At 69.4% G+C, this 25,351-nt stretch carries 23 protein-coding genes, 1 tRNA gene and 1 pseudogene; 13 read left to right on the forward strand and 12 right to left on the reverse strand.

Annotated features, from left to right (window positions below):
* Window positions 1–913: 913 nt before the first annotated feature.
* Window positions 914–1,042, forward strand: coding sequence for a hypothetical protein (locus tag MFF58_RS32315; protein ID WP_283206455.1), 129 nt, complete (start codon window positions 914–916; stop codon window positions 1,040–1,042).
* A gap of 305 nt (window positions 1,043–1,347) precedes the next feature.
* A complete protein-coding gene (locus tag MFF58_RS20460; protein WP_238290738.1) occupies window positions 1,348–1,617 on the forward strand; it encodes a DUF6894 family protein in 270 nt (89 codons plus the stop codon).
* Window positions 1,618–1,628: 11 nt separating this feature from the next.
* On the opposite strand, the gene MFF58_RS20465 is transcribed toward MFF58_RS20460, so the two are convergent.
* The 5 genes from MFF58_RS20465 to MFF58_RS20485 form a co-directional block, all read right to left on the reverse strand.
* Window positions 1,629–2,006 carry a hypothetical protein gene (locus tag MFF58_RS20465; RefSeq protein WP_238290739.1) on the reverse strand — a complete coding sequence of 126 codons (378 nt, stop codon included), beginning with the start codon at window positions 2,004–2,006 and terminating at the stop codon, window positions 1,629–1,631.
* A gap of 4 nt (window positions 2,007–2,010) precedes the next feature.
* Entirely contained in the window at window positions 2,011–2,250 is a 240-nt protein-coding gene (locus tag MFF58_RS20470) for a hypothetical protein (protein WP_238290740.1), read from the reverse strand.
* An 80-nt stretch (window positions 2,251–2,330) separates the two neighbouring features.
* A complete protein-coding gene (locus MFF58_RS20475; protein WP_238290742.1) occupies window positions 2,331–3,920 on the reverse strand; it encodes an OpgD/OpgG family glucan biosynthesis protein in 1,590 nt (529 codons plus the stop codon).
* Window positions 3,921–4,033: 113 nt separating this feature from the next.
* A complete protein-coding gene (locus MFF58_RS20480; protein WP_238290743.1) occupies window positions 4,034–4,744 on the reverse strand; it encodes a L,D-transpeptidase in 711 nt (236 codons plus the stop codon).
* A gap of 259 nt (window positions 4,745–5,003) precedes the next feature.
* Window positions 5,004–5,669, reverse strand: coding sequence for an SCO family protein (locus tag MFF58_RS20485; RefSeq protein WP_238290744.1), 666 nt, complete (start codon window positions 5,667–5,669; stop codon window positions 5,004–5,006).
* A gap of 228 nt (window positions 5,670–5,897) precedes the next feature.
* Between MFF58_RS20485 and MFF58_RS20490 the strand changes: the two genes are divergently transcribed.
* A complete protein-coding gene (locus MFF58_RS20490) occupies window positions 5,898–6,800 on the forward strand; it encodes an MBL fold metallo-hydrolase (protein ID WP_238290745.1) in 903 nt (300 codons plus the stop codon).
* 51 nt (window positions 6,801–6,851) lie between these two features.
* Here MFF58_RS20490 and MFF58_RS20495 read toward each other — a convergent pair whose 3' ends face one another.
* Window positions 6,852–8,441 carry a putative bifunctional diguanylate cyclase/phosphodiesterase gene (locus tag MFF58_RS20495; protein ID WP_238290746.1) on the reverse strand — a complete coding sequence of 530 codons (1,590 nt, stop codon included), beginning with the start codon at window positions 8,439–8,441 and terminating at the stop codon, window positions 6,852–6,854.
* A gap of 771 nt (window positions 8,442–9,212) precedes the next feature.
* Window positions 9,213–9,289 (reverse strand) — tRNA-Pro (locus tag MFF58_RS20500).
* A 130-nt stretch (window positions 9,290–9,419) separates the two neighbouring features.
* On the opposite strand from MFF58_RS20500, the gene MFF58_RS20505 reads away from it, so the two are divergent.
* The 9 genes from MFF58_RS20505 to MFF58_RS20545 all read left to right on the forward strand — a co-directional run bounded on the left by MFF58_RS20505 (window position 9,420) and on the right by MFF58_RS20545 (window position 19,937).
* Window positions 9,420–10,715 carry a glycosyltransferase family 4 protein gene (locus tag MFF58_RS20505; protein WP_238290747.1) on the forward strand — a complete coding sequence of 432 codons (1,296 nt, stop codon included), beginning with the start codon at window positions 9,420–9,422 and terminating at the stop codon, window positions 10,713–10,715.
* Window positions 10,716–10,834: 119 nt separating this feature from the next.
* Window positions 10,835–11,155, forward strand: a complete 321-nt coding sequence (locus tag MFF58_RS20510) for a rhodanese-like domain-containing protein (RefSeq protein ID WP_238290748.1) — start codon at window positions 10,835–10,837, stop codon at window positions 11,153–11,155.
* Window positions 11,156–11,300: 145 nt separating this feature from the next.
* Window positions 11,301–12,455 (forward strand): efflux RND transporter periplasmic adaptor subunit, encoded by a 1,155-nt coding sequence (locus MFF58_RS20515; protein ID WP_238290749.1) that lies wholly within the window; start codon window positions 11,301–11,303, stop codon window positions 12,453–12,455.
* A gap of 107 nt (window positions 12,456–12,562) precedes the next feature.
* Window positions 12,563–15,760 (forward strand): efflux RND transporter permease subunit, encoded by a 3,198-nt coding sequence (locus MFF58_RS20520; protein WP_238290750.1) that lies wholly within the window; start codon window positions 12,563–12,565, stop codon window positions 15,758–15,760.
* Between the two features lie 93 nt (window positions 15,761–15,853).
* The gene (locus MFF58_RS20525; protein ID WP_238290752.1) at window positions 15,854–16,369 is read left to right on the forward strand and encodes a hypothetical protein; all 516 of its coding nucleotides are present in this window, start codon (window positions 15,854–15,856) and stop codon (window positions 16,367–16,369) included.
* Between the two features lie 74 nt (window positions 16,370–16,443).
* Window positions 16,444–17,208 (forward strand): lysophospholipid acyltransferase family protein, encoded by a 765-nt coding sequence (locus tag MFF58_RS20530; RefSeq protein WP_238290754.1) that lies wholly within the window; start codon window positions 16,444–16,446, stop codon window positions 17,206–17,208.
* A gap of 139 nt (window positions 17,209–17,347) precedes the next feature.
* Window positions 17,348–17,794, forward strand: coding sequence for a hypothetical protein (locus MFF58_RS20535; RefSeq protein WP_238290755.1), 447 nt, complete (start codon window positions 17,348–17,350; stop codon window positions 17,792–17,794).
* A gap of 184 nt (window positions 17,795–17,978) precedes the next feature.
* Window positions 17,979–19,085, forward strand: coding sequence for a DUF2125 domain-containing protein (locus MFF58_RS20540; RefSeq protein WP_238290756.1), 1,107 nt, complete (start codon window positions 17,979–17,981; stop codon window positions 19,083–19,085).
* 189 nt (window positions 19,086–19,274) lie between these two features.
* Window positions 19,275–19,937 carry a phosphoribosylanthranilate isomerase gene (locus MFF58_RS20545; protein ID WP_238290757.1) on the forward strand — a complete coding sequence of 221 codons (663 nt, stop codon included), beginning with the start codon at window positions 19,275–19,277 and terminating at the stop codon, window positions 19,935–19,937.
* A 25-nt stretch (window positions 19,938–19,962) separates the two neighbouring features.
* On the opposite strand, the gene MFF58_RS20550 is transcribed toward MFF58_RS20545, so the two are convergent.
* The 4 genes from MFF58_RS20550 to rpsA form a co-directional block, all read right to left on the reverse strand.
* Complete coding sequence (locus tag MFF58_RS20550; RefSeq protein WP_238290758.1) at window positions 19,963–20,331, reverse strand: LapA family protein; 369 nt, start codon at window positions 20,329–20,331, stop codon at window positions 19,963–19,965.
* A gap of 18 nt (window positions 20,332–20,349) precedes the next feature.
* A complete protein-coding gene (locus MFF58_RS20555) occupies window positions 20,350–20,661 on the reverse strand; it encodes an integration host factor subunit beta (protein ID WP_091785957.1) in 312 nt (103 codons plus the stop codon).
* Window positions 20,662–20,707: 46 nt separating this feature from the next.
* Window positions 20,708–21,670, reverse strand: a complete 963-nt coding sequence (gene sppA, locus MFF58_RS20560; protein ID WP_238290759.1) for a signal peptide peptidase SppA — start codon at window positions 21,668–21,670, stop codon at window positions 20,708–20,710.
* A 342-nt stretch (window positions 21,671–22,012) separates the two neighbouring features.
* A complete protein-coding gene (rpsA, locus tag MFF58_RS20565; RefSeq protein ID WP_238290760.1) occupies window positions 22,013–23,725 on the reverse strand; it encodes a 30S ribosomal protein S1 in 1,713 nt (570 codons plus the stop codon).
* A gap of 542 nt (window positions 23,726–24,267) precedes the next feature.
* Here rpsA and MFF58_RS20570 point away from each other — a divergent pair.
* Window positions 24,268–25,035, forward strand: a complete 768-nt coding sequence (locus MFF58_RS20570; RefSeq protein ID WP_238290761.1) for a Crp/Fnr family transcriptional regulator — start codon at window positions 24,268–24,270, stop codon at window positions 25,033–25,035.
* Between the two features lie 108 nt (window positions 25,036–25,143).
* On the opposite strand, the pseudogene MFF58_RS20575 reads toward MFF58_RS20570, so the two are convergent.
* Window positions 25,144–25,351 (reverse strand): annotated as a pseudogene (locus MFF58_RS20575) (transglutaminase family protein); the annotation flags it as partial.

Here is a 25,351-nt window from a genome sequence, read left to right on the forward strand (position 1 = left end):
GGTCGCGACTTGTGGACGGTGTTGCTTGGGGAACCCGCCACATTCAGGCGGCTGAAACAGTTTGATTCCAGACGCTCCCGAAGGCGAGAGCAGTACAGGCTCGCATTCCCCTGACGTTCCGATCATGGCTCGGCGAACGCCTTCGAAGCGTGGGGCCGGGCCGACGCGCGGGTCCGCCGCTGCGCACACCGCACCGCGATGGCCCATCAGAACCGCCTTCGTGCTGCCCTTTCCGGACCGACGGCGCACGGCTCGAACCGCACTGCGAGCCAGTCGACCTTCCCCCTGGCCTGGTGCCGGTGAAACCGGCCGAGACCAACCCGCACGCCGTCGTCATCAAACCCGTTGTGCTCGCTGGTTTCGAGCTCTGGCGGCAGGCGGTCGGATCGAGGTCGAACTCTTCGGCCGCAACGGCAGGACTGTCCCCGCGCTGATGCGAGGCGCCGACTCGGTTCGCGATCAGATCTTCATGCGGGTCACCGGATACGGCCGACGGATTTCCGCGCCCGCCCTGCTGGCGGCCGAAACCCGCGAATCGTTGCACATGCTCCTGCCGCGCGCCGCCCCGACCTTCCTGAGGCAGATCGGGCAGACGGCCGTCGCCTGCGCGGGAGCACCGGGCGAGGAACGGCTCGCATGCTGGCTTCGGATGCACCACGATCGGAAGGAAGAGGACGATATCTCCGTCATCCATGAATTTCTGTCGATCAGGGTGGGCGTGCGCAGGCCTCAGGCGACGGTGGCGATCCACGCGCTGGAGGGGGCCCGCTTGGTCCCGGCTCGGTGTGGGCGGATCCGGCTCCTCAGCCGTGCGCAGCTGGGTGGGCGGCCGGTCAGACTACGGGCGTGCAGAGGCCGAGTACGAGCGCCTGATCGGCCCCTTGCGCGCTCCGCGGGACGCGATCAGGTCGGCGTGTCGACGACCGCCGGTCCGGCATCGCCCCACTGCTTCGACCCGGGCGAGACGATCTGCGGACGCCTGTTCTTTCAGGCGGCACGCGGCGGAGATGCCACCTTCGACGCCCGACGGCGGGACGTGTGAACATCGACGCTTCGACCGAGTGAACCGCCGTCGCAACCTTCGGCGTCGTGGGCGAACCTAGCCTCAGCCCCTGCGCGTGCCGGGTGTCCGCTCACAACATCCCTTGTGCATCGTACACTTTTAGACAATCTCTCAGCGAAAGTCTGGAGACGCGCCGGTTCCGCCATGCCCCATCAAGGCCAAGCTTGCCCGGAGTCGGACGGGCTGCGCCCAGGCCTGACTGCACGGCCGAGTCCTTTACACAGGTTAGCGACAGGCGTCGGGCCGCGGCCCACGCTCCTGACCTGCCCGTGAGGTCCTGCGCCGTGCGCTACTTCACCGATTTCATAGACGGCCAGGGTCTATCCCGCGACGACGAGGGGCTCGACTTTGTCGGCGAGCGGGAGGCGTGTCACTCGGCCGCCGAAGCGCTGGTGGAGGCCGCGCACGACCTTGTCCGGGTCCGACCGCGGCACCTGCCTGCCATCGCGCCTGCCGATCTGCGCCTGGAGGCGCAGGTCCGGGACGCGACCGGGCGCGTGGTCTTCCGCGCCCGCCTCGCCCTCGATCTCGACTGGCCTGTCGCGGGCGACTGATCCGGCACGGGCTACCAGCCGCAATTCGGCATGGGCGCCTGGGACTTGCCGAGGGCCGACTTCTCGATCTGCACCACTGGCCCCCAGGCGTATTTCTGCGCGTGGGGCGTGACGTTGGTGAACAAGCAGCCGAGCTGGAAATGGCTCGCGCCCATCTCGCCCGAGAAGCCCATGCAGTCCAGGAAGGTCCAGGTCTTGGGCACCGGGGTCATCGATCGCCAGCGCGGCATCGCGACCGGCGCGCAGACCTTCACGGCTCCCGTCCCGTCATCTGCGTTGAGGGCGTCGCCGGCCGTCCCTCCGGTCGCGGGGGCCGCGACGCCCAACAGGAGCAGCGCCGCGAAGGCCACGCGGGCCGAACGCGCGGGTGGGAAGCGAAATCGAATCATCGGGTTACTGCATCGTCTGCCATAGGGTCGCCAGTATCGCGAAACCGACGAGGTTGTAGAAAATCACCCACAGCCACACACCCAGCACCGCCCGGCTCGGCTGGCGCGGCCTCTGCGGGCCGGGCCGCGGGCGGTGGCGATCCTCCGGCGTCGGCCAGATCGCGCCCTTGGGCGCCGTGAGCAGGCGCGTCAGGACTTCGGGCAGGTTCGGAGGCTGCGGGCCGGATGGTTGTTCGCCGTTCATGACGGCCTCGGACGCGACGGGGCTGGGGCGAGGCTTCTACCGGGCGCGGAACAGTCCCGGCAATGCGCCGAATCCGCCGCTCACAGGACCGTTCCGGGGGCTTCCGGGTCGTACCGGTAGGCCCAGGTCTCGGAGAGAAGACGGCCGCCGGACCTGAGCTGCAGGCGCATCTCCACCGGCTCCGGACCCTCGGCGTAGACCTTCAGGAAGACCCGCCAGGGACTTGGCCTGCCGTAGGGTGCCCAGGTGGCGCCCACCTCCTCGACGCTCCCGCGCGAGAGCGTCAGGGCGACCTCAGCCTTCTCCGGGTCGAGACCCGACAGGGCGGCGCCTTCGAATTCCAGCACGAACTGGCGCACCAGATTGGCCCGCCCCGGCCGCCGCTCGGCTTCGGCGAGCCAGGAACCCTTGGTGGCGCGCGTCGCCACGCAGCGGGCGAGATCCGTGGCGACCGGCTCCGCGACGGTCCAGCGCAGGCGGTAGGCGTAGCTGCGATCGGTCCCGGCTGTCGGCGGCTCAGCCGGAGCCCAGAGGGCGACGATGTTGTCGTCGGTCTCCTGATGGGTCGGGATCTCCACGAGTTGAACGCTGCCCTGGCCCCAGTCTCCCTGCGGCTCGACCCAGATGTCGGGTCGATTCTCCTCGAAACCTTCGTCGATGTAGTGATCGAAGGTGCGGTCGCGCTGGAGCAGGCCGAAGCCCTTGGGCGAACGGTCCGCGAAGGCGCTGACGCTCAGGCGCGGCGGGTTGTTCAGGGGCCGCCAGATCAGCTCGCCCGCACCGGTCCGCATCAGCAGCCCGTCGGAATCGTGGACCTCGGTGCGCCAGTCGCTGGCGAGGAACCGGCTTGTTCCCTCCGAGTACCACAGCATCGAGGTCAGCGGCGCGACGCCGAACCGCTCGACGGTTCTGCGCATGTAAAGGGTGCAGGCGACGTCGATGACGACGTGCGGTGCCTTGCGGGCGACGAACCGGTAGGCACCGGTGAGGCTTGGCCCCTCCAGCAGGGCCAGGACGGTGACGGCGCCCTCCTCCGCCGGGCTGACGTAGAAGCGCGTGAAGACCGGGAATTCCTCGGCTTTGCCCGGGCCCGGTGCTGTATCGATGGCGATGCCCCGGGCCGAAGCGCCGTACTGCTCGCCGTCGCCCGCGGCGCGGAAATAGGACGCGCCCAGGAAGGCCAGCCAGTCGCCGTCGTCGCCGGGCTGGCCGGCCGGCACCTTCTGGAACCGGAAGCCCGCAAAGCCGGCGCCGTCCGGAACGTCCTTGGCCGGGTTGCCGGCCGGGTAGGTGAACAGGTCGTGGGCGTACAGCACCTCCCGGGCCTGCCCGCCTTCGAGGGCGTAGACCTTCACGGGATGGCGGAAGAAATTGCCGAGATGGAAGAACGTCACCGGATACGGGCTGTCGGCGAACAGCGCGTGGCCGGGCGGGTAGCGGATTTCCTGCAGCGGCCCGTAGGTCAGGGCATCGAGGGCCTTCGCGGCCGGCGCCTCGGCGGGGGGCGCGTGGGGCCGGTCCCGCAGACTTCGGGCGAGGTCCTTGAGCCGTTCGAGATCCATGGGTTCGGGCGGCGCGAGGCGCGGCCCACCCGAGGCCGCCCGTGATGGCGCCGGGAGCGGCGCGAGGGCGAGGAGCCCGAGGGCGGTCAGGACACGGCGCGTGATCAAGCTGGAGCCCCGGTGTGACGGACGGGTCCCGTGACCCGCGGGGCCTCTAAGCAGACTTGCGGCGGCAAGCCAACGGTTCGTCCGGACCGGCCGGCGATCCCGGCACGGGCCGTCTACGCGGGCAGCACCACCACCTTCGTCTTGACCGGCGTGCGGGCGTAGAGGTGGATCATGTCCTGGCTGAGCAACCCCACGCAACCGCTCGTGATGCCGGTCCCGATCGATTCGGCATCGCTGCTCGCGTAGATCGTGTAGAGGGTGTAGGCGCCGTTCTGGTAGAGATGCAGGGTCCGGGCGCCGAGCGGATTCTCGAGGCCGCCCGGCATACCGCGGGCGTATTTGGCCGCTTCGGGCTGGCGCTTGATCATCTCCTTCGGCGGCGTCCAGGTCGCCCATTCGGACTTGCGGCCGACATAGGCGTCCCCGTTCCAGAGGAAGCCCTGGCGGCCGACATTGGCGCCGTAGCGGGTGGCGGATCCGTCGCCCTCGACCCGGTAGACATAGAAGTTGGCGGGATCGACGATGATCGTGCCGGCCGCCTCCTTGGTGTCGTAGGCTACGGTCCGGCGGTAGTATTTCGGGTTGACCTTGCTGACATCAGCCGCGGGGATCGGAAATTTCTCATTCGGCATCGGACCGTAGATCTTCGCCGCTTCAGCGAGGATCAAGCTGTCGGATGTCCCGCAGCCCCCGAGCCCGAGGGCGCCGACCCCGAACGCCGAGCCGACCAGGAATGAGCGGCGGTTGAGGAGCGCCGAAGGCCGTCCGTCCCGCGCGTCCCCGTCCCTCGCGCCGGCTTCGGCGTTGCAACCTGCGATCCGCATGTCCCCGGACTTTCCCTGTTCCGCGGCGTCCGGCGGACGCACCGGCGCGCGCCTGTCGACCAGAGCGCCGAGCTGACGCTGCCGGTCGCCGGCACGTTGCACAAGCTCGACTATTCAGAGTTGTGAGCAGGTGGAATGCGTCGGGAGTATGGCCAATCCCCAACCGTGACCGGAGCTTCGCCGTAAAGCCTGCTTTGAGTACTGCTCTCCGCGGCGCAGCCGGTCGGGTCCCGGCCCAGCCGTCCCTCACCCGTGGGTCTCAGCTCCGCGGGCCGCAGGCGTCCGAACTCCCGTCGGTCGTCCAGAGGTTGGCGCCGCCACCTTGGGCGCACTGGCCGGGCAGCGCCAGCGTGATCAGCTTGGATTGGGTCCGCGCCTCGTCCTCACCGTAGCCGATCTCACCCACCATGCGGCCGGTCTTGTCGAACAGCGCGACGGTGGCCGAGTGTTCCAGGGTGTAGTCGCCGTTCCGGGTGGGCACGCGCTTGTAGGCGACGTGGTAGGCATCCGCCATCCGGGCGACCTGATCGGGTGTGCCCACGAAGGCGCGGATGCGCGGATCGAAGGCGGTCAGGTAGTCGCGCAGGGTCTCGGGGGTGTCGCGCTCCGGATCGAGCGTCACGAAGACCACGTTGAGGCGGTCCCCGGTGGGGCCCATCCGGCCGAGCGCCCCCGACAGGGTCGCCAGCGTCGTCGGACAGACCTCAGGGCAGTGGGTGAACCCGAAGAACAGGGCGGTGGGCTTGCCGAGGAGATCGGCGCGGCTCACCGGGCGGCCGTCGAGATCCGACATGGTGAAGGGGCCGCCGACTCGGCGCGGATGGCTGAACTGCGAACCCTGCTGCACGACGATCGCGCCTGTGCCGGCGGCGACCGCGGCGATCAGGGCGGCTGAGGCGATGAGGGCGAGCGGGCTCGGTGCCATGCTGTGATTCGAGGCTGCTGTGACCTGGGACGGAGCGTCGATGCCCGCAATATGGGGTGCGTCTCGGCCGGTGCGATGCCGGGCCGTCCGGGGAACCCGCCCCGGCAAGTCCGGTTGGCCGAAGACGGGCGGACCGGCATCTCGAGCCGATGCGGCTGCCGACGGGCGGGACGCGCCGTAGGGAGCGCCGCCTCACCCCTTCGATACCCGGCACGGGAGACGCCGCAGATGGCCCAGCAGATCCCCGTCGACCCCGGGGCCCGCGCGGACGATCCGCGGGCCGACGCCGTGCGGGACGACGCGACCCACGCGATCACCGACGATGTTGCCTATCAACGTCATGTCCTCGTCAACGTGGTGTTCGTCGGAACACCCGGGGCGGGGGACCGCGGCTGGGTCCTCGTCGACGCGGGCGTGATGGGCTCGAAGCGCGCGATCAGGACTGCCGCGGAGGCTCGCTTCGGCGCGGATGCCCGCCCGGCCGCGATCGTGCTGACCCACGGACACTTCGATCATGTCGGCGTGCTGGAGGATCTGGCCGAGGCGTGGGACGTCCCCGTCTACGCGCACGCCCTCGAGCGTCCCTATCTCGACGGCAGCGCCGCCTATCCGACCGCCGACCCGAGCGTCGGGGGCGGGCTTCTCGGCCGCCTGTCGCCGCTCTTCCCGACGAAACCGGTCGACGTGTCGGGCCGACTGCGGACATTGCCGGAGGATGGATCGGTGCCGCCCATGGCGGGCTGGCGCTGGATCCACACCCCGGGCCACGCACCGGGCCACGTCTCGCTCTGGCGAGAGGCCGACCGCACGCTGATCGTCGGCGACGCCTTCGTGACGACCGCGCAGGAATCGGTCTACGCGGTGGCGGTTCAGGAGCCGGAGCTGCACGGACCGCCGATGTACCTGACGATCGATTGGGACGCGGCGCGCAACTCGGTCCGGACGCTGTCCGCCCTCGAGCCGGAACGGGTGATCACCGGTCACGGCCGGCCCCTGCAGGGGATGGCGATGCGCCGGGCGCTCAACACCCTCGCGGCGGAGTTCGACCGGGTCGCGGTTCCGCGGCAGGGACGCTTCGTGGAGAAGCCGCTGCACGCCGCCGACGGCTCTGCCTACAAGGAGCCACGCTGAAGGTCGCGCTGGGCACGCGACCGGTCACAAGAACGTCCGGACGGACAGGCCCTACGACGCTTCGGCCAGCTCCTCGATCTGGGCCGGCCGGCGACCGGCGCTGCTGTCCACGCCCAGGATGTCATCGATCTCCGCCTTCGGCATGGCCCGACCGAACAGGTAGCCCTGCCCGAAATGGCAGCCCTGGTCGGAGAGCCAGTCCAGGCTCGCATCCGTCTCGATGCCCTCGGCCGTGGTCGACAGGCCCAGGCTCGTGCCGAGCTTGATGATGGCGTCGACCAGCTTGGCGCGCTCGTCGCTCATGGTGATCGCGTCAACGTAGCTTCGATCTATCTTCAGCTTGTCGAACTTCAGCTCGCGCAGGTGGTACAGGCTGGAATAGCCGGTGCCGAAATCGTCGAGTGCGATCCGCACGCCGAGTTGCCGAAGCGACAGGAGCGTGGCGCGCGTGGCCTCGAGATCCTGGATGAGCGCGCTCTCGGTAATTTCCACTTCGAGGCGTTGCGGCGGGAAGCCGGTTTCGGTCAGGATCGCCAGGATGCGCTCGGCGAGCCACGCATCCTGGAACTGATGCGGTGCGATGTTCACGGCCAGGATCAGGTGGGGCGACCAGGCCCGGGCGTCGAGGCAGGCGCGGCGGATCAGGCTGTAACTGAGATCGGCGATCATGCCGGTCTCTTCCGCGATCGGAATGAAGTCCGAGGGACTGACGAGGCCGCGGGTCGGATGGCGCCAGCGGGCCAGCACCTCGACGCCGATGATCTCCCGCCCGGGCAGCGCGACCACCGGTTGATAATAGGGCTCGATGGCGCCGGTCTCGATGGCGACGCGCAGTTCGGTCTCCAAGCGCGCGCGGGCGCGCAGCTCTTCGTCCATGGCGCTCCGGAAGAACCGGTAGTTGCCGCGGCCGTCCTTCTTGCCCTGATACATGGCGAGGTCCGCCGCGTGCAGCACCGCGTCGGCGTCCGCGTGATCGGCCGAGACGACCGCCACGCCGACCGTTGCGCCGACCTTGAGATCGTTCTGGTTCCACGAGACCGGCTCGGAGATGCTGGCGATCACAGCCTGCGCGAGGCGCATCAGGCCCTCGCTGCCGTGCTCGATCGGAACCAGCATGGCGAACTCGTCCCCGCCGAGCCGGGCCGCGACGCCGCCGGCTGGAAGGAGCTGCTGGAGACGCTCGGAGACCGCACAAAGAACCGCGTTGCCGGCCGCGTGGCTGTAGAGATCGTTGACCGGCTTGAACCGGTCGAGGTCGATCAGCAGCACCGCCGCCGAGGAGCCGGTGTTCACCGCGATCAGCGACCACTCGACCGCGTCGATGAAGCGGCGCCGGTTGGCCAGTCCTGTTAGGCCATCGTGCCGGGCGATCGCCTCGGCCTGGGCGGCGGCGGCATTCCGTTCCAGCATGAGCCGGCGGAGGAGGATCGACTTGCGGACGCTCGCGCCGCACAGGGCCAACCCCATGCAGGCGGCCAGCATCAGGAGATCGTTGAGGCTGTTGCTGACGATGAAGCCCTGCAAGGTGTCGAATGTCCCGAGGGTGACGCCCACGAACCAGATGCCGACGCCGATGACGAGCAGGCACAGCGTCTCGTACAGTTCGCCGCGTCCCCAGGTGGTCGACGTCTCGCTCGGCATGTGTTGTTTCCGGTTTCCAGCGCGTGAGCAAGGCACGGGAAATGCTAAAAGGCAGTGAATTCCAGACTCGACGAACGGTGCTCTTCCGATAATTCGGGTTCGGTTCTTAGTTTAAGCGGACTTAATATGATGTCCTGAACTGCTCCTTCGATCATCTGAGCGCAGTCTATGGTTGCGCTGTCGCTGCCCGTAATCGTCCCGCGCGGCGATCATGCCGGTTCCATGATGCTCCGCGTTCGGGCCGGGAACTGCCCGCTGCGTGAGGCGCGCCGGGACACGGCTGGCCAGCCGCCGCCCCGCCGAAGCCGCCGTGCCCGCTTGCTACTGTCCGGTCCGGGTGCGTCGTGACCCCGCCTGTCGCCGAGTTCGCGATGCCGGTTCCGGTCACCGCGGTGCGCCGCGCGATGCTGACTTCAAGATGCCTGACGGCGCCCGTCAGGCGCGCGCCACCTCAACCCTTCGGAGCCTCTGCGCGGGCGCCGGTATCGGCAGGGTTCGAGCGGAGACGGCGGCGAATGCCGGCACCGTCTCGCGCATGGGAACTGCGTGGGGCGTATCATGCGGCCGCGCGCATCGGGGCGGCCCCCGGCACGTTCGGCAGCGCGATCGTGAACGACGAGACGCCTCCGTGCCGGCGAACGCTGACACCCGGCCGGCTGGCCACTGAAGACGGAGCGTCCGGCGACACCGATCACCCGGCACGATAATATGCAGCAGGCTCACGCATGGACCGGCCCCGCCGATGCTCCGGCCCGGGCCGCGGTGGTGAAATGGTCGGAGTGGCCGGACTTGAACCGACGACCCCCTGTCCCCCAGACAGGTGCGCTACCGGGCTGCGCTACACTCCGACGCCACGCGGGCTCGGCGCTCTTAGCCGTCGCGCCGCGCCTGTGCAAGCCCCGTGGCGTGGTCTGGCACGCTGGCAATGGCGGGTTCGGCTCGATAGGGAGACGGCCGCAGCCGCCTCGCTTCAGGATCATGACAGACCGACCGATCGCCTTCGATCTCACGCGCCTCGTCACGCGCCTGCGCCACCCGAGCCCCTCCGGGATCGATCGGGTCGACCTGGCCTACGCCCGCGTCTTCCTGGGCCGGCCCGGTCCAGCTTTCGGCGTGGTGTCGACGGCGTTCGGCCCACGCGTCCTCGACCGCGCCCGGGCGCTGGCGATCGTCGAGGCCGTGGCTGCCGGCTGGGTGGAGGATCGGGAGGCCGCCTCGGACCCAGTCTATCACCGGCTGGCCACGCGCTGCGGCGATTCCGCCGGGGCCGGGGTTGGCGGCAGGTCCAGGCAGGATCCTCCCCCGCAGGCCAGCGCGGCCGAGCGGCGCCGGATCCAGGCGCGGACCGCCGCCGACATGGCCCTGCGGGGCAGCCCGATCGCCGCCTTGCCGCGCGATGCGCTCTATCTCCACACCTCGCACCTGCGTCTCGACAACCCCGGCCGGTTCGATTGGCTGTATACGCGGCGGGACGTGCGCGCCGCGTTCTTCGTCCACGATCTGATCCCGATCACCCATCCCGAATACGGCCGCTCCGGCGAAGCCGACCGCCACCGGGCACGATTGCGCACGATCGGGCGGCATGCGGCCGCGATCCTGGTGAATTCGGCCGATACCGGCCGCCTGACCCTGGAGCATCTCGCCGCCGAAGGCTTCAGCCGGCCGCCGGTGGCCGTGGGCCACCTCGGCGTCGAGGAGGCGTTCGGGCGGGCCGGGCCCCGGTTCCACCCCAACCGGCCGACGTTCCTGGTGTGCGGGACGATCGAGTCGCGCAAGAACCACCTCCTGCTGTTTCAGATCTGGCGGCGCCTGGCCGAGCGGCACGGTGCCTCTACGCCCCGCCTCGTCGTGGTCGGGCGGCGCGGCTGGGAGGCCGAGAGCGCCATCGACATGCTCGAGCGCTGCCCCGGCGTCGTGGCCCACGTGATCGAGGCCACCGGTCTGTCCACCCACGGACTCGCCGCCCTCATGCGCAGTTGCACCGCCCTTCTGATGCCCTCCTTCGCGGAAGGCTACGGGATCCCGGTGGTGGAGGCTGCGGCCTGCGGGTTGCCGGTGGTCGCCTCGGACCTGCCGGTCCATCGCGAGATCGCCGGACGCTTCGCCCGGTTTCACGATCCTCTCGACGGCCCCGGCTGGACGGCGACGATCGAGGCGCTGGCGCGTCCCGCCTCGCCCGTGCGGGTCGATCTGATCGGGCGGCTCGACGGATACGAGCCGCCGGGCTGGAAGGCGCATTTCGGATCCGTGATGCCCGTGCTGGACGCGCTCTGAGCGGAGCCGCGCGTCCCCTCGCCGGGACGCAGCAAGTTGCACCCCTTCGGCCTGACGAATAAGGAAACGCGTCAGCCCACAGGGCTGGCGAGGGCCTGGGCTGAACGGAGATCCTGCCAATGCAGGTGGTCGACCTCGATCGCGATACGATCAAGCGCGGGCTCAGCGACGGGTCAATGTTGATCATCGACGTGCGCGAAGCGCATGAATTTGCTGCCGGACACATACCGGGTGCCGTCTCGCATCCCCTGTCGGAATTCGATCCCGAAGCGGTCGGGGCGCTGATCGCCCACGATGGGCGGCGGCCCGTCTTCTCCTGCGCGTCGGGCGTCCGCTCGGTTCACGCGCTGATGGCAGCCCAGAACGCCGGACTGGACATCGCCGAACACTACAAGGGCGGTTTCAAGGATTGGTACGGGTCCGGCGAACCGGTCGAGTAACCCAGCGGTTCAATCCGGCTCACGACGCCGTGATGTGCGCTCGCGCACAAGCAACAGCGTTTCCCGCGGGTTACGGCGCTCCAGCGGCGGAACAATCGTCAAGCTCGGCGCGACCAACGGGTCGGCCAACGGACAGCAGGACCCGATGCGCAGCCGGCTTCCCAGCCTTCTCACCGTGATCTCAGCACTGGCCGCCGGCCTCGTGGCCGGTCCGCTCGCGACACCCGTGCGGGCACAGGCACCGGGTGGCCCGCCGCCCAAGGTGACCGTGGCCAAGCCCGTGGTCCGCCAGATCGTCGAGCAGGACCAGTATACCGGCCGCTTCGACGCGATCGAGTACGTGGAGGTCCGGGCTCGCGTTACCGGATACCTGGAGAAGATCAACTTTACCGACGGCCAGACGGTGAAGAAGGGCGACCTCCTGTTCGTCATCGATCGCCGGCCCTACAAGGCGGCGCTGGAGCAGGCCCAGGCGGCGCTCGCCTCCGCCAAGGCGCGCCAGTCCTTCTCGCAGACGGACCTCGAGCGCGCCCAGACCCTGTCCCGCAGCGGCAACATCTCCGAGCAGGTCACCGACCAGCGCCGGCAGGCCTCTCAGACCGCGCAGGCCGACGTCGACAGCGCCCAGGCGGCCCTCAACAACGCCCAGCTGAACTACGACTTCAGCGAGGTGAAGGCGCCCATCAACGGCCGGATCAGCCGGCGGCTGGTCACCGAAGGCAACATCGTCAGCGCCGACCAGACGATGCTGACGACGATCGTGTCCCTCGACCCGATCTACTTCAGCTTCACGGTCGACGAGAAGTCGTTCCTGAAGTACCAGAACAGCCTCGGCATCGGCATGGGTCAGACCCAGCAGGGCAAGGGCGTGCCGATCCTGATCGCGTTGTCCGGCGAGGCGAAGCCGACCCGCAAGGGCAGCCTCGACTTCGTCGACAACCGGGTCGACACGGCCACCGGCACGATCCTGCTGCGGGCGACCGTCCCGAACGGCGACCTGTTCATCAAGCCCGGCCTGTTCGGCATCGTCTCGATGCCCGCGACCAAGCCGTACCAGGGCGTGCTGATCCCCGACGAGGCGGTGGCCGCCAACCAGGACAAGCGGATCGTCTACCTGCTCGGTCCCGACAACGTGATCCAGCAGAAGGACGTGACGCTGGGACCGAAGGTCGACGGCTATCGGGTGATCCAGTCCGGGCTGAAGGGGGACGAGACCCTCGTGGTCAACGGCATCTCCCGTATCCGGCCCGGCGCCAAGGTGACGCCGGAGACCGTCGAGCTGCCGCCGAGCAAGACGTGAGCCCGAGCGGCTCATCGCGACCGCTTCCGAGCGCGCCACCTGGCGCGCCCCGCACCGACGACGCAGGGCCCCGACCGGGAGACCGGCGGGCCTCAGAGGTTTGACCGATGCGTTTCGCCCATTTCTTCGTCGACAGGCCGATCTTCGCGTCCGTCACGTCGATCGTGTTCCTGATCCTCGGCTTCGTGGCCTACGAGAGCCTGCCGGTCTCGCAGTATCCCGAGATCGTGCCGCCGACCGTGACCGTGCGCGCCTCCTATCCGGGCGCCAACGCCGAGACGGTGGCCGCCACGATCGCGACGCCGATCGAGCAGGAGGTCAACGGCGTCGACAACATGCTCTACATGACGTCGCTGTCGACCAACGACGGCAACATGCTGCTGACCGTGACCTTCAAGGTCGGCACCAACCTCGATATCGCCAACGTGCTGGTGCAGAACCGGCTGTCGGTGGCGCAGCCGCGCCTGCCGCCGGACGTGCGCAACCTCGGCGTCACGGTGCGCAAGGCCTCGCCCGACCTGATGCTGGTCGTGCACCTGCTCTCGCCGAACAAGACCTACGACCAGAACTACCTCGCCAACTACATCTATCTGAACATCCGCGACGAGCTGCTGCGCCTCGACGGCGTGGGCGACATCACCATCTTCGGCGGTAACGAGTACGCGGAGCGGATCTGGGTCGATCCCAACAAGCTCGCCGCCTACGGATTGTCGGTCACGGACGTGACGACGGCGCTGCAGGAGCAGAACGTCCAGGTCGCGGCCGGTCAGCTCAACGGACCACCCGCCGCCAGGGGCGAGGCGTTCCAGCTTGTCGTCCAGTCGCAAGCCCGCTTCAAGACGCCCGAGCAATTCGCCGAGGTGATCATCAAGGCGCAGGACGGACGCCTCGTCCGGGTGAAGGACATCGCCCGCGTTGAGATGGGCCAGAAGGATTACACGACCAACTCCTTCCTTAACGAGACCCCCGCGGTGGGCATCGGCGCGTTCCAGCGGCCGGGCACCAACGCCCTCGACGCGGCCGCGTCGGTCCGCAAGGTGATGGAGACGGTCAAGAAGAACTTCCCGCCGGACGTCGAGTACCGCATCGCCTACAACCCGACCGAGTTCATCGAGGAATCGATCCACGAGGTCTACAAGACGCTGTTCGAGGCGGTCGGCCTCGTCGTCATCGTGGTGCTGGTGTTCCTCCAGAGCTGGCGCACGGCGCTGATCCCGGTGATCGCGATTCCCGTGTCCCTGATCGGCACCTTCGCGGCGATGGCGGCCTTCGGCTTCTCGCTCAACAACCTGACCCTGTTCGGGCTGGTGCTCGCCATCGGCATCGTGGTCGACGACGCCATCGTGGTGGTGGAGAACGTCGAGCGCAACATGGCCGAGGGTCTCTCCGCCGGCGATGCGGCCCACAAGACGATGGACGAGGTCGGCGGTGCCGTCATCGCCATCGCGCTGGTGCTGGCGGCGGTGTTCGTGCCCACGGCGTTCATCCCGGGCATCTCGGGCCAGTTCTACAAGCAGTTCGCGCTGACCATCGCGGCCTCGACCCTGATCTCGGCCTTCAACTCGCTCACCCTTTCGCCGGCGCTGTGCAAGCTGCTCCTCGTGCCGCACCACTCCCGGAAGGAGCCGAAGTTCTTCCTGACGCGGTTCGTGGCCTGGCTGGCAAACGGGTTCAACCGCGCCTTCGACGCCACGTCGGATGCCTACGGCCGGACGATCCGCGTCCTGACCGGCGGCATCGTGGGCCTCGGCGTGATGCTTCTGGTCTATGCCGGCGTGATCGCTGCCACGCTGCACCTCGCGCAGACGACGCCGACCGGCTTCATCCCGGACCAGGACCAGGGCTACCTGATCGGCGTCGTGCAGCTCCCCTCCGGCTCATCGCTCGATCGCACCACGGACGTGATCCTGCGCGCGGCCAAGCAGGCCCGCACGGTGAGCGGCGTCGCCAACGCGGTGATCATCGCGGGTTTCGACGGGGCGACGTTCACCAACACCACCAATGCCGGCGTCATGTTCCTCACCCTCACGGGCGCGAAGGAGCGCGCGGAGGTAGGACGCAGTGCGGCGGTGATCACCGGAGACGTGCTCAAGGCGACCTCGGACATCCAGGAAGCCCGGGTCATCGTGATCCCGCCTCCGCCCGTGCGCGGTCTCGGCAGCGGCGGCGGCTTCAAGATGCAGATCGAGAGCCGCCAATCCTCCGACATCGGCCCGCTCATGGCGGCGGCCGGCGAGGTGATCGCCCACGCGAACCAGAGCGCAGACGTGCAGCGCGTCTTCACGACCTTCGACAACTCGACGCCGCAGCTCTTCCTCGACATCGACCGCACCATCGCGCGGATGCTGAACGTGCCGCTCGCCAACGTGTTCTCGTCGGTCCAGGCCGATCTCGGCGGCACCTACGTCAACGACTTCAACACGCTGGGCCGCATCTACCAGGTGCGCCTGCAGGGCGACGCGGCGTTCCGAACCTCCGTGCAGGACATCTCGCAGATCAAGGTGCGCTCCTCCACGGGAGCCCTGGTGCCGATGGGCACGCTCGCTTCGGTGCGCGACGTGACCGGGCCGCAGATCGTGCAGCGCTTCAACCTGTACTACTCGGTTCCGGTACAGGGCGTGGCCAAGCCCGGCATCTCCACCGGTCAGGCGCTCGACGCCATGGAGGCGCTCGCCAAGAAGGCGCTGCCTGACGGCTACGCGTACGACTGGACCGAGATCGCCTATCAGCAGAAGGCCGCGAGCGGCACCGCCGGTGCGGTCTTCGCTCTGGGCGTTCTCCTGGTCTTCCTGGTTCTCGCCGCGCAGTACGAGTCCTGGGCGCTGCCGCTGGCGATCCTGCTGGTGGTGCCGACCGGAGTGCTCGCCGCCCTCGCGGGCGTGCAGTTCCGCGGCCAGGACAACAACATCCTGACCCAGATCGGCCTGATCGTGCTCATCGGCCTCGCGGCCAAGAACGCGATCCTGATCGTGGAGTTCGCGCACGACATCGAGCAGCGGGAGCACCGGGGGCCGGTGGATGCGGCGGTGGAAGCCTGCCGCCTGCGCCTGCGTCCGATCCTGATGACCGCCTTCGCGTTCATCCTCGGCACCCTGCCGCTGGTCGTGGCCACCGGCCCCGGCGCCGAGATGCGCCAGGCCCTCGGCACCGCGGTGTTCTTCGGGATGATCGGCGCGACCCTCTTCGGCCTGTTCCTGACGCCGGTCTTCTACGTGGTGATCCGCCACTTCTCGCTCTGGCTCGGCCGGTTCCGCAAGAAGCACACGCCCGGCGACCACGGGACCGCCGCGCCCGCCCACGGCTGAGGCACCCGACCCTTTGAAGCCGCGCCGGATCCACGAGGATCGGGCGCGGCTTTCGCGCGACGAGCCGAGCCGACCGGTGTAGAGGCTTGCGGGATGCACGCCCTCGGCCGCCTGTTCCTCGGAGCCTTTGCCCTGCTGCTCGCGGTCCCGACGGGGTCCGCCGTGCTCGTGTCGGCACTCCTCATCGACCCGGCCGCGCAGGCGTGGCTGACCGGCGGCGCGCTCGCCGGCCTCGACATGGCACTGTCGGACCTGTCGGCCGGACTGCCACCGGAGGGGCTCATCCTCTTCATCGCCGGTCTGGCCCAGGCGTTGTTCGTCCTGCTGGTCGTGCCGCCGGCCCTGGTCGGTCTGGCCGGCGAAGTCCTCGGGCGGCGTGGCCTGCTCTGGTACGGCGCGGGCTGTGGCCTGCTGACGGCCGCCCTCCCCTGGCTCACCCGCGGTGCCATGCGGTCCGGATCTGCTCGGGATCCCGCGCTCCTGGCCGCCGAGGCGCGCCTGACGGTGATCCTCTTCGCCGTCGGCGCGAGCGCGGGTCTGGTCTACTGGCTGGTCGCCGGACGGGGCGCGGGCTACAGGCGGAACGATCGCGTCGCCGGCGGGGCCTGACCCTTCAACTGCGGTCGCGCTTGGCCGCGGGCCCAAGGGCGCGCTACAGGAAAGCCGTAACGACTCGGAATCCGATGCTCGCCCTCCGCTCCCTCGCCTTCAACATCTGCTTCTATGCGGCCACGACGGTGCTGGCGGTCGTCGGCCTGCCGACGCTGATTTCCGGACGGTCTGTGATGGGGTTGGCCCGCGCCTGGGGGCAGATCACCCTCTGGCTGCTCCGGGTCGTGGCGGGCACACGGGTCGAGTTCCGCGGTATGGAAAACATCCCCCCGGGGCCCCTGCTGGTGGCGGCCAAGCACCAGTCGGCGCTCGAGACCCTGGCCCTCTGCACGGTGCTGCCGGACTTCGCGTACGTCCTGAAGAAGGAACTGCTGCTCATCCCGCTGATCGGCTGGTACCTGTCGCGCAGCGGCATGGTGGCGATCGATCGCTCCAAGGGCACCCGGGCCATGAGCTTGATGAACGCCGCCGCCGGCGCGGCCATCGGGCGCGGACGCCAGCTCATCATCTTCCCGGAGGGCACCCGCCGCCCGGTCGGGGCGGCACCAGCCTACAAGCAGGGCCTGTCCCACCTCTACGTCGCCTTGAACGTGCCGTGCGTGCCGGTGGCGCTGAACACCGGCTTGTTCTGGGCGCGCAACAGCCTCGTGCGCCGGCCGGGAACCGCTGTGATCGAGTTCTTGCCCCCGATCCCCCCGGGCCTGCCCCGGCAGGAATTTCAGGCCTTGGCGCAGGAGCGCCTGGAAGCCGCCTCCGCCGCCCTCGTCGACGAGGTCCAGCGCGGGCGGGTCGAGCTCCGCGCCGGCGCGGTCGCAGAAGCCTCGGCGCGCCGCTGATCCGTTCCGGCTGCGCGGCGGCCGGCATCGCACGGGTCACGGGTGGATCCAGCTTGTGGATAACGGGCGCAATACCCACATCCTCCCTTAGGAACGTCGCCCTTGACGCCTGTGGATATCACACGCTAATTTGGAACAAATGGCGAACAGAAGAGCCCTGTCCTGGTCGGCCGCGCTTCGCGACCTGAAGGACGATCGCAGCCGGAGGCAGGATGTGCGTGAAGAACGCCTCAAGACGACCGCAGGCCTGCGCGGGTCTCCCGCGCTGCCGCTCTCTGCATGGCGCGGCCGCTCCGGCCGCCGCTACGTGGTGGGCGTCCATTCGGCCGGCGGCTTCGATCTCGACGAGATGGCCGAGGCCGTGGTGATCGCGGTCCGCCGGGACGACACCGGCATCGCCGAGATGCTGTCGGTCGCCAGCTCGAGCGAGAGCCCGCGCGACCATCTCCGGCGCACTTGGCTCGACCGGGTCCGTCGCGGCGGCGCCACCGAGATGCACGTGCATCGCCTCGCCGAGAACGATGCCGAGCGGGTGGCGATCGTCGAGGATCTGAAGATCGACACCATCGAGCCGGCCCAGGTCTGATCGGGACGATGGTGGAGGCGCGTCGTCCCGCGGGGCGAGCGCCGGTCCCCGGTCAGGGATGAAGCGCGGGGCGGATCGACGCCCCGGCCGTGACCGGGCGCGGCGCTGCCCCAGTTTCGCCCCTTGCGTGGCCTCATGCGAAGCCGCGCGGCCCCTGTTGGGGCTTGGTCGGGGAGCGGAACGCATGGTGCAGGAACGGACGCGGTCGGAGGACACAGCCCAGGCGTCGCCGGGATCGGGGGCGCGTCGCTCGCGCCTTGGATTGTTCCTGCCGTACGTCCTGCTCGCGATCGTGGTCGTAGGTTGGTCCGCCGCCTGGTTCTGGATCCGAGCCCGGACGGCCGACGAGATCGACGGTTGGATCGCCCGAGAGGCGGCCGCGGGCCGCACTTGGACCTGCGCCGATCGCTCGCTCGGCGGTTACCCGTTCCGCATCGAATTGCGCTGCAGTGCAGTGACCCTCGAACGGGTCGACGGACGCTTCCGGCTCGGGCCCAGCACCGCGGTCGCCCAGATCTACCAGCCCCGTCTCGTCGTGTTCGAGAGCGCCGGGCCCTTCCACGTCGAGCAGGGTGACCTGACCGGCGACGCCTCGTGGAAGGCCTTCCAGGGGAGTTTTCACGGTGCGGCCGAGGGGTTCACCCGGGCTTCCGCCGTCATCGACGCGCCCAACGTCACGGTGACCGGCGCCGAGCCGGGGCCGATCGCGGTCTCCGGCCGGCATCTGGAGGTACACGCGCGACCGGCGCCCGGCCGCTACGAAGCGGCGGGCGCCGTGGATGTGAGCCTGCGTCTCGTCCAGGCCGCGTCGCCGCAGCTCGACGCCCTCACCGCCACCCGGGATCCCGCCGACCTCGCCCTGGACGCGACCCTCACCCAGGCCACCGTGCTGCGGACCGGAACCGTCGCGCGCGAGCTGGAGCGCTGGCGGCAAGCCGGTGGTGCCCTGGACCTGACGGCCCTTTCGCTGGCCAAGGGTGCGCAGCGCGTGCAGGCCAAAGGCACGCTTGCCCTCGACAATGCCCACCGTCCGGCGGGCCAGATCGATCTCCGTGCCGCCGGCGTGGACGCGCTGATCGGCAGCATCGTCGGCCAGCGCTTCGGCTCTGAGAGGGGCGCCCTGGTCGGGCAGCTGGTCGGTGGGCTGCTGGGCCTCGGTCGACGCCCGGATGCAGAGGCGTCGACCGACACAACGCCCCTGAAGGCGCTTCCTCCGCTGCGGCTGGTCGACGGGAAGCTCGTCTTCAGCGGCTTCCCGATACCGAACGTCTCGGTGCCGGCCCTGTACTAGCGCGACCTCGACGTCATCGAATCGACACCACCGGCCCGGGCAGCGCCGTTCCGGCGTCTCGGTGTCCGGACAGGTACCGAAGCCGGCGCGGCGGTTTCACCGCATGGCGGTTGACCACGGGATCCGAGCGCCCCAAGGCCGCCGTCGAAGGGGACTGATCGGCGGCCCACGATCCGCTATAGGACGCCCATGGCCTCCGAGTCCGTCACCCCGACCCGCGTCAAGATCTGCGGGCTCAGCACCGAAGCGACTTTGACCGCAGCCCTGGAGGCCGGAGCGGACTGGATCGGACTCGTGCATTTTCCGCGCAGCCCGCGGCATGTCGCGCTCACGCGGGCCGCGGCCCTGTCGGATCTCGCCCGTGGGCGCGCGGAGCGGGTCATCCTGCTGGTCGACCCGGACGACGCCCTGGTCGCCGCGGCCGTGGCGGCGGTGGATCCGGACCTGATCCAGCTCCATGGGCGGGAAAGCCCCGAGCGCGTGGCGGCGATCCGTGCCCGCACGGGCCGGCCGGTGATGAAGGCGCTCGGCATCGGGACCCGTGCGGATCTGTCGGTGCTGCCGGCCTACGCAGCCGTCGCCGATCGGATCCTCCTGGATGCCAAGGCACCGCCGGACGCGGCCCTGCCCGGCGGCAACGGCCGTCGTTTCGACTGGGAGCTCCTGCGCTGCGCCGCTCTTCCGCCCGGCACGATGCTGTCGGGAGGCCTCGATGCCGCCAACGTCGCGGAGGCACTGGCCCGCACGGGGATCGGCGCTGTCGACGTGTCGTCCGGCGTGGAATCGGCCCCCGGGGCGAAGGACGCCGATAAGATCGCCGCCTTCGTGGCCGCCGCGCGAGTCGCGCGCTAGGACCTCGAGGCGCGCCCGGGCCCCGTTACCGCGGGGCCGGCAGGGCAGTCCGACCGGTATTCGGCACCGTGTAGGGGCCCGCCGTCTCGCTCTCCGGCGCGTAGGTCCGCAGCCGCGTCGCCTCGCGTTCGAAGCGGACGGCCTCGCGGCGATGGTAGCGCGCCCGGGCCCGCGTCTTGCCCTGACCGAGCCACGTGAAGATGCCACCGACCACGATGCCCAGTGCCACGGCGCCGAACAGGATCGCGTAGAGCGGCAGGCCGACGCTGAAGACCGGCGCGTCCGGGTTGACCGGATCGAAGGAGAGCTGCACCGGGGCGCGATTGGCGACCGCCAGCAGGATCACCAAGGCCGCGATCGGCAGGAGCACGAGGCTCTTCAGAAATCGGATCATCGCGCTTACGAACCCTTCCTACTCGGCCGCCGAGGCACTCTCGCCGATGCCCGCCGCATTGAGACGCTGGCGCATCTCCTTGCCGGTCTTGAACACGGGGATCGCCTTCTCGGACACGGCAACGGCGGCACCCGTGCGGGGGTTGCGTCCCCGGCGCGCCTCGCGGCGCTTGACCGAGAAGGCGCCGAAGCCGCGCAGCTCCACCCGGTCGCCGCGGGCCAGCGCGTCGGAAATGGTGTCGAGAATCGCGTTGACCAGGATCTCCACGTCGCGCTGGTAGAGATGCGGGTTCTGCTCGGCGATCTTGAGGACGAGCTCCGACTTGATCATGGCGTCCGGTCTTCTCGCGGGATCGGGGCGGGCTGCGGGCGGTCGTTCAGGGTTCCGGGCGCCACAGGGCGAGCAGCCCGCCGCGGGCGGCCTGCGCCTCCGCGCCCACGGTCCGGAGCCGCGCCGCAAGGCCTTCGAGGCCCAGGAGGTCCGCGCCGATGCCGGCCGCCGACCAGAGGGAGAAGTCGCTCTCCGACCGCGGCTTCCAATCCTTGATCGGCAAATCCTTCGGAACGCCGCGGGCGCTCTCCAGCCACGCCACCGCTTGGCGTTCGCTGCCGAGTTCGTCCACCAGCTTCAGCGGCACGCTCTGGCGACCGCTGAAGACCCGGCCGTCCGCGACGGTGTTGAGCTGACCCGGATCCATGCCACGGCGCTCGGCCACGAGGTCCTTGAACCACGCAAAGGTGTCGCCGACGACGGATGCCAGGGCGGCGCGCGCCTCCGGCGACGTCGGAGTGAAGCCCGACGGCTCTGCCTTGAGCGGCGACGACTTCACCGACTCCACCTTCACCCCGACCTTGTCGAGAAGACCCGAGACATCCGGGTATTGGAACAGCACCCCGATCGAACCGACGAGGCTCGTCTCCCGCGCCACGATATGGTCGGCCGCGATGGCGGTGATGTAGGCACCGGACGCTGCTGTGCCGTCCACAAAGGCGACGATCGGCTTCTTGGCGGCGAGCGCCCGCAGGTTGCGGAAGATCTCCTCCGAGCCCGTGGTGGTACCGCCGGGCGAGTTGATCGAGACGACCACGCCCTTCACGGCATCGGCGTCGCCGACCCGCTTCATCAGCTTGGCGGTCGCTTCGCTCCCGGCGATGAAGCCCGAGACCGAGATTCGGGCGATCTGCGGCCGCACGGCGAAGCCACCTTCCGCGCCGGTCTGGACCCGGTAACCGAGGGCGCCGACCGCAACGATCAGGCCGCCGACGCCGAGCACGCGCCAGAGAGACAACCTGCGGCGCAGGCGCCGCCGGTCGATCAGCAGTTCGGCGTCGGCTGCCATGCTGTGCCTTCCCCTGAAGCCCCCTGCCGGCCCCTCGACGGGGTGCGGGAGCAACGTCCCGCGTGCGGCAAGTCTTTGGTTTCCTTCGGCTCGCTCGGTCCGAACCGTGCAAGGCCGGTGTTCTAGAGCATTTACCGCGGGCGTGGATATGGGGCGGGCGAAGAAAATGACCGGGCGGCCTGTCGCTGTCGCGCCGGGACCGGTCGACGCGCCCGGAGGTGCCCCGTTGGCAACCTGGGATTGCCGATCGCAAAAAAGAACCCGCGCCAGACGTCGGTCCGGCGCGGGTCTCAAACCCTCGGCTCCGCCGCCCGGACAGGCCCGGCGGCGGAGGGCGGTGTCTTACTCGTCGTCGGAGCGCTTCTTGTTGAAGGCGGCACCCAGGATGTCGCCGAGGGAGGCGCCGGAATCGGCGGAACCGAACTGAGCCATCGCCTCCTTCTCCTCGGCCATTTCGAGGGCCTTGATCGAGACCTGCACGCGGCGGGCCTTCCGGTCGAACTGAACGACGCGGGCGTCGAACTTCTCGCCGGCGGCGAAGCGCTCGGGGCGCTGGTCGCCGCGGTCGCGGGCCAGCTCGGCCCGGCGGATGAAGGTCTGCATGTCGGTGTCGACGATCTTCGCCTCGACGCCGGCATCCTTCACCTCGATGACCTCGCAGGTGACGATCTGGCCCTTCTTGATCTCGCCGGCCTCGGCGAAGGGGTCACCGCCGAGCTGCTTCACGCCCAGCGAGATCCGCTCCTTCTCGACGTCGACGTCGAGAACCTGGGCGCGGACCATGTCGCCCTTCTTGAACTCCTCGATGACCTGCTCGCCGGGACGGTTCCAGTCGAGATCCGACAGGTGGACCATGCCGTCGACGTCGCCCTCGAGGCCGATGAACAGGCCGAACTCGGTCTTGTTCTTGACCTCGCCCTCGACCTCGGAACCGACCGGGTGCTTCTCGGCGAAGCCCTCCCAGGGGTTCTGCAGGGTCTGCTTGAGGCCCAGCGAGATGCGGCGCTTGACGGGATCGACCTCAAGGATCTGAACCTCAACCTCCTGAGAGGTGGAGACGATCTTGCCCGGGTGGACGTTCTTCTTGGTCCAGCTCATCTCGGAGACGTGGATCAGGCCCTCGATCCCCGGCTCCAGCTCCACGAAGGCGCCGTAGTCGGTGATGTTGGTCACGCGGCCCTTGAGCTTGGCGCCCTCCGGGTAGCGGGCGGCGATGCCCTCCCACGGATCGGCGAGCAGCTGCTTGATGCCGAGCGAGATGCGGTGCGTCTCGTGGTTGATCTTGATGATCTTGACCTTGACCGTCTGGCCGATGGTCACGACCTCGGACGGATGGTTCACGCGGCGCCACGCCATGTCGGTGACGTGCAGCAGGCCGTCGATGCCGCCGAGATCGACGAAGGCGCCGTACTCGGTGATGTTCTTGACGACGCCGTCGATGACCTGACCTTCCTCGAGGTTGGCCACCAGCTCCGAGCGCTGCTCGGCGCGGCTCTCCTCAAGCACGGTCCGGCGCGACACGACGATGTTGCCGCGGCGGCGATCCATCTTGAGGATCTGGAACGGCTGCGGGGTGCCCAGCAGCGGGGTGACGTCGCGGACCGGACGGATGTCGACCTGCGAGCGCGGCAGGAACGCCACGGCGCCGTCGAGGTCGACGGTGTAGCCGCCCTTGACCTGGTTGAAGATCGTGCCGGTGACGCGGTCGTTGTTTTCGAACGACTTCTCGAGCTTGACCCAGCTCTCCTCGCGGCGCGCCTTGTCGCGCGAGATGACGGCTTCGCCGAGGGCGTTCTCGATCCGGTCGACGTAGACCTCGACCTCGTCGCCGACCTTCAGCTCGCCTTCCCGGCCGGGGCCGGTGAATTCCTTCAGCGCGACACGGCCTTCCGTCTTGGCGCCGATGTCGATGACGGCCACGTCCTTCTCGATCGCGACGACGCGACCCTTGACGACGGAACCTTCGGTGATCTCGTGTTCGAGGAAGCTCTCCTCGAGGAGGGCGGCGAAATCGTCGCGGCTCGGGCTGCGCCCCAGAGCGGTACCAGCGGTCATTCTGTCTCCTGAACGGCCTCCGGCGGAGGCCCGTTGCGTCGGCGGCTCGCGTTGCACGCACCCCCGCTCGCCGCGGCCGCTCCCTTGGATCTCCCGGGAGAGGCGACCGGTCCCGCAGGATCCGGCTTGCCGACGCGTCGATACGGATGACGAGGGCGGTCCAGCCGGCGGCTCGGCGGCCGCGCCAGATGACGAGCGCGCGCGAGCGGGTCCGGAAAGACCCGCGTGCCATACAGCAACGGCCCTGCGACTTCAACCGAAAGGGTTTTTCGGTGCGGGACCGCGTGACTGCGCCGCGGCCACGTGCCAGTCTTGCAGGGGATCGAACGGACGCGATAGGTCCGCCAGCCTGACGGAGCATGTCCCGGATCCGCTCAGTGCCCCCGCGAAGACCGTCTCGGTCCGGGGGCGGCTCGCTGGCGCGGGGGTCCGGCGACGGGTTGGGGGAAGAGAACGTGCCGCGCTTCGAATTCGGCTCCTGCCCGGATGGCAGCCACACTCCCGGACCGGTACCCGGCGCGTGGATCGAGGCCTGACGTCCGATGCCGACCGCCCACACCATGCCGATGGAGATGCTGACGCGGAAGCTCGACAGCATCACGCGTCTCGGCGAGGCCGAGCGCAGCGCGCTCCTCAGCCTGCCGCACACGGTCCGGAGTTTGCCCGCCCGCCACGACATCGCCCGGTTCGGCGACAGGCCGTCGCACTGCTGTCTCGTGCTGCAGGGCTGGGTCTCCCGCTACGCCGCCCTCTCCGACGGTGACCGACAGATCCTGTCGTTCTACGTCGCGGGGGACATGCCGGACCTGCAGAGCCTGCACCTGCACCGGATGGATCACAACCTCGCCACCCTGACGGCCTGCGTCATCGCATTCATCCCGCACGACGAGCTCCGGCCGGTCCTCCGGCGCCATCCCGACCTCGCGGACGCCCTGTGGCGCGACACCCTGATCGACGCCGCGCATTACCGGGAGCGGATCACCAGCCTGGGCCGGCGGCAGGCCCTCGGCCGTGTCGCGCACGTGTTCTGCGAATTGTATCTCCGGCAACGGGTCGTGGGCCTAGCGACCGGGCCGAGCTGTCCGCTGGCGCCGAAGCAATCGGAACTGGCCGACGCCCTCGGCCTCACCAGCGTCCACCTCAACCGGGTGCTGCGCACGCTCCGTCAGCGGAAGCTGGTCACTCTGACGGGCGGCGTCCTGACGATCGAGGATTGGGATGAGCTGGTGACCGTGGCCGAGTTCGACCCCACCTTCCTGCACCAGGACAACGACGCCCCGGCCATCCATGAGGCGGCCAAGATCGCTTAGCATTCCGAGCCGCGCCCGAATGGGTTCGGCGTGGGGCCTCGCGGCTCACGCGCCGCCGCGTGGCCAGCGCGGACTTCGCGCCGGCTTGTCGGCACAAGGCCACTCGGTTCAGGCCGCCTGGGCGAGAGCATCCTGCGTGTCGTGCACCGCGTCGGTGTGAACATCGAACTGGATGAGCTGGGCGGTTCCGAAGCTCGTCGTGAGCGCGCAGTCGGTGGCGTCGCGACCGCGGGCCATGACGATGCGGCCGATGCGCGGGCGGTTGTGCCGGGCGTCGAACGTGTACCAGCGCGGCCCCTCCGGCCCGTGAAGATAG

It is taken from the genome of Methylobacterium longum, from assembly GCF_022179385.1.
Taxonomy (GTDB): domain Bacteria; phylum Pseudomonadota; class Alphaproteobacteria; order Rhizobiales; family Beijerinckiaceae; genus Methylobacterium; species Methylobacterium longum.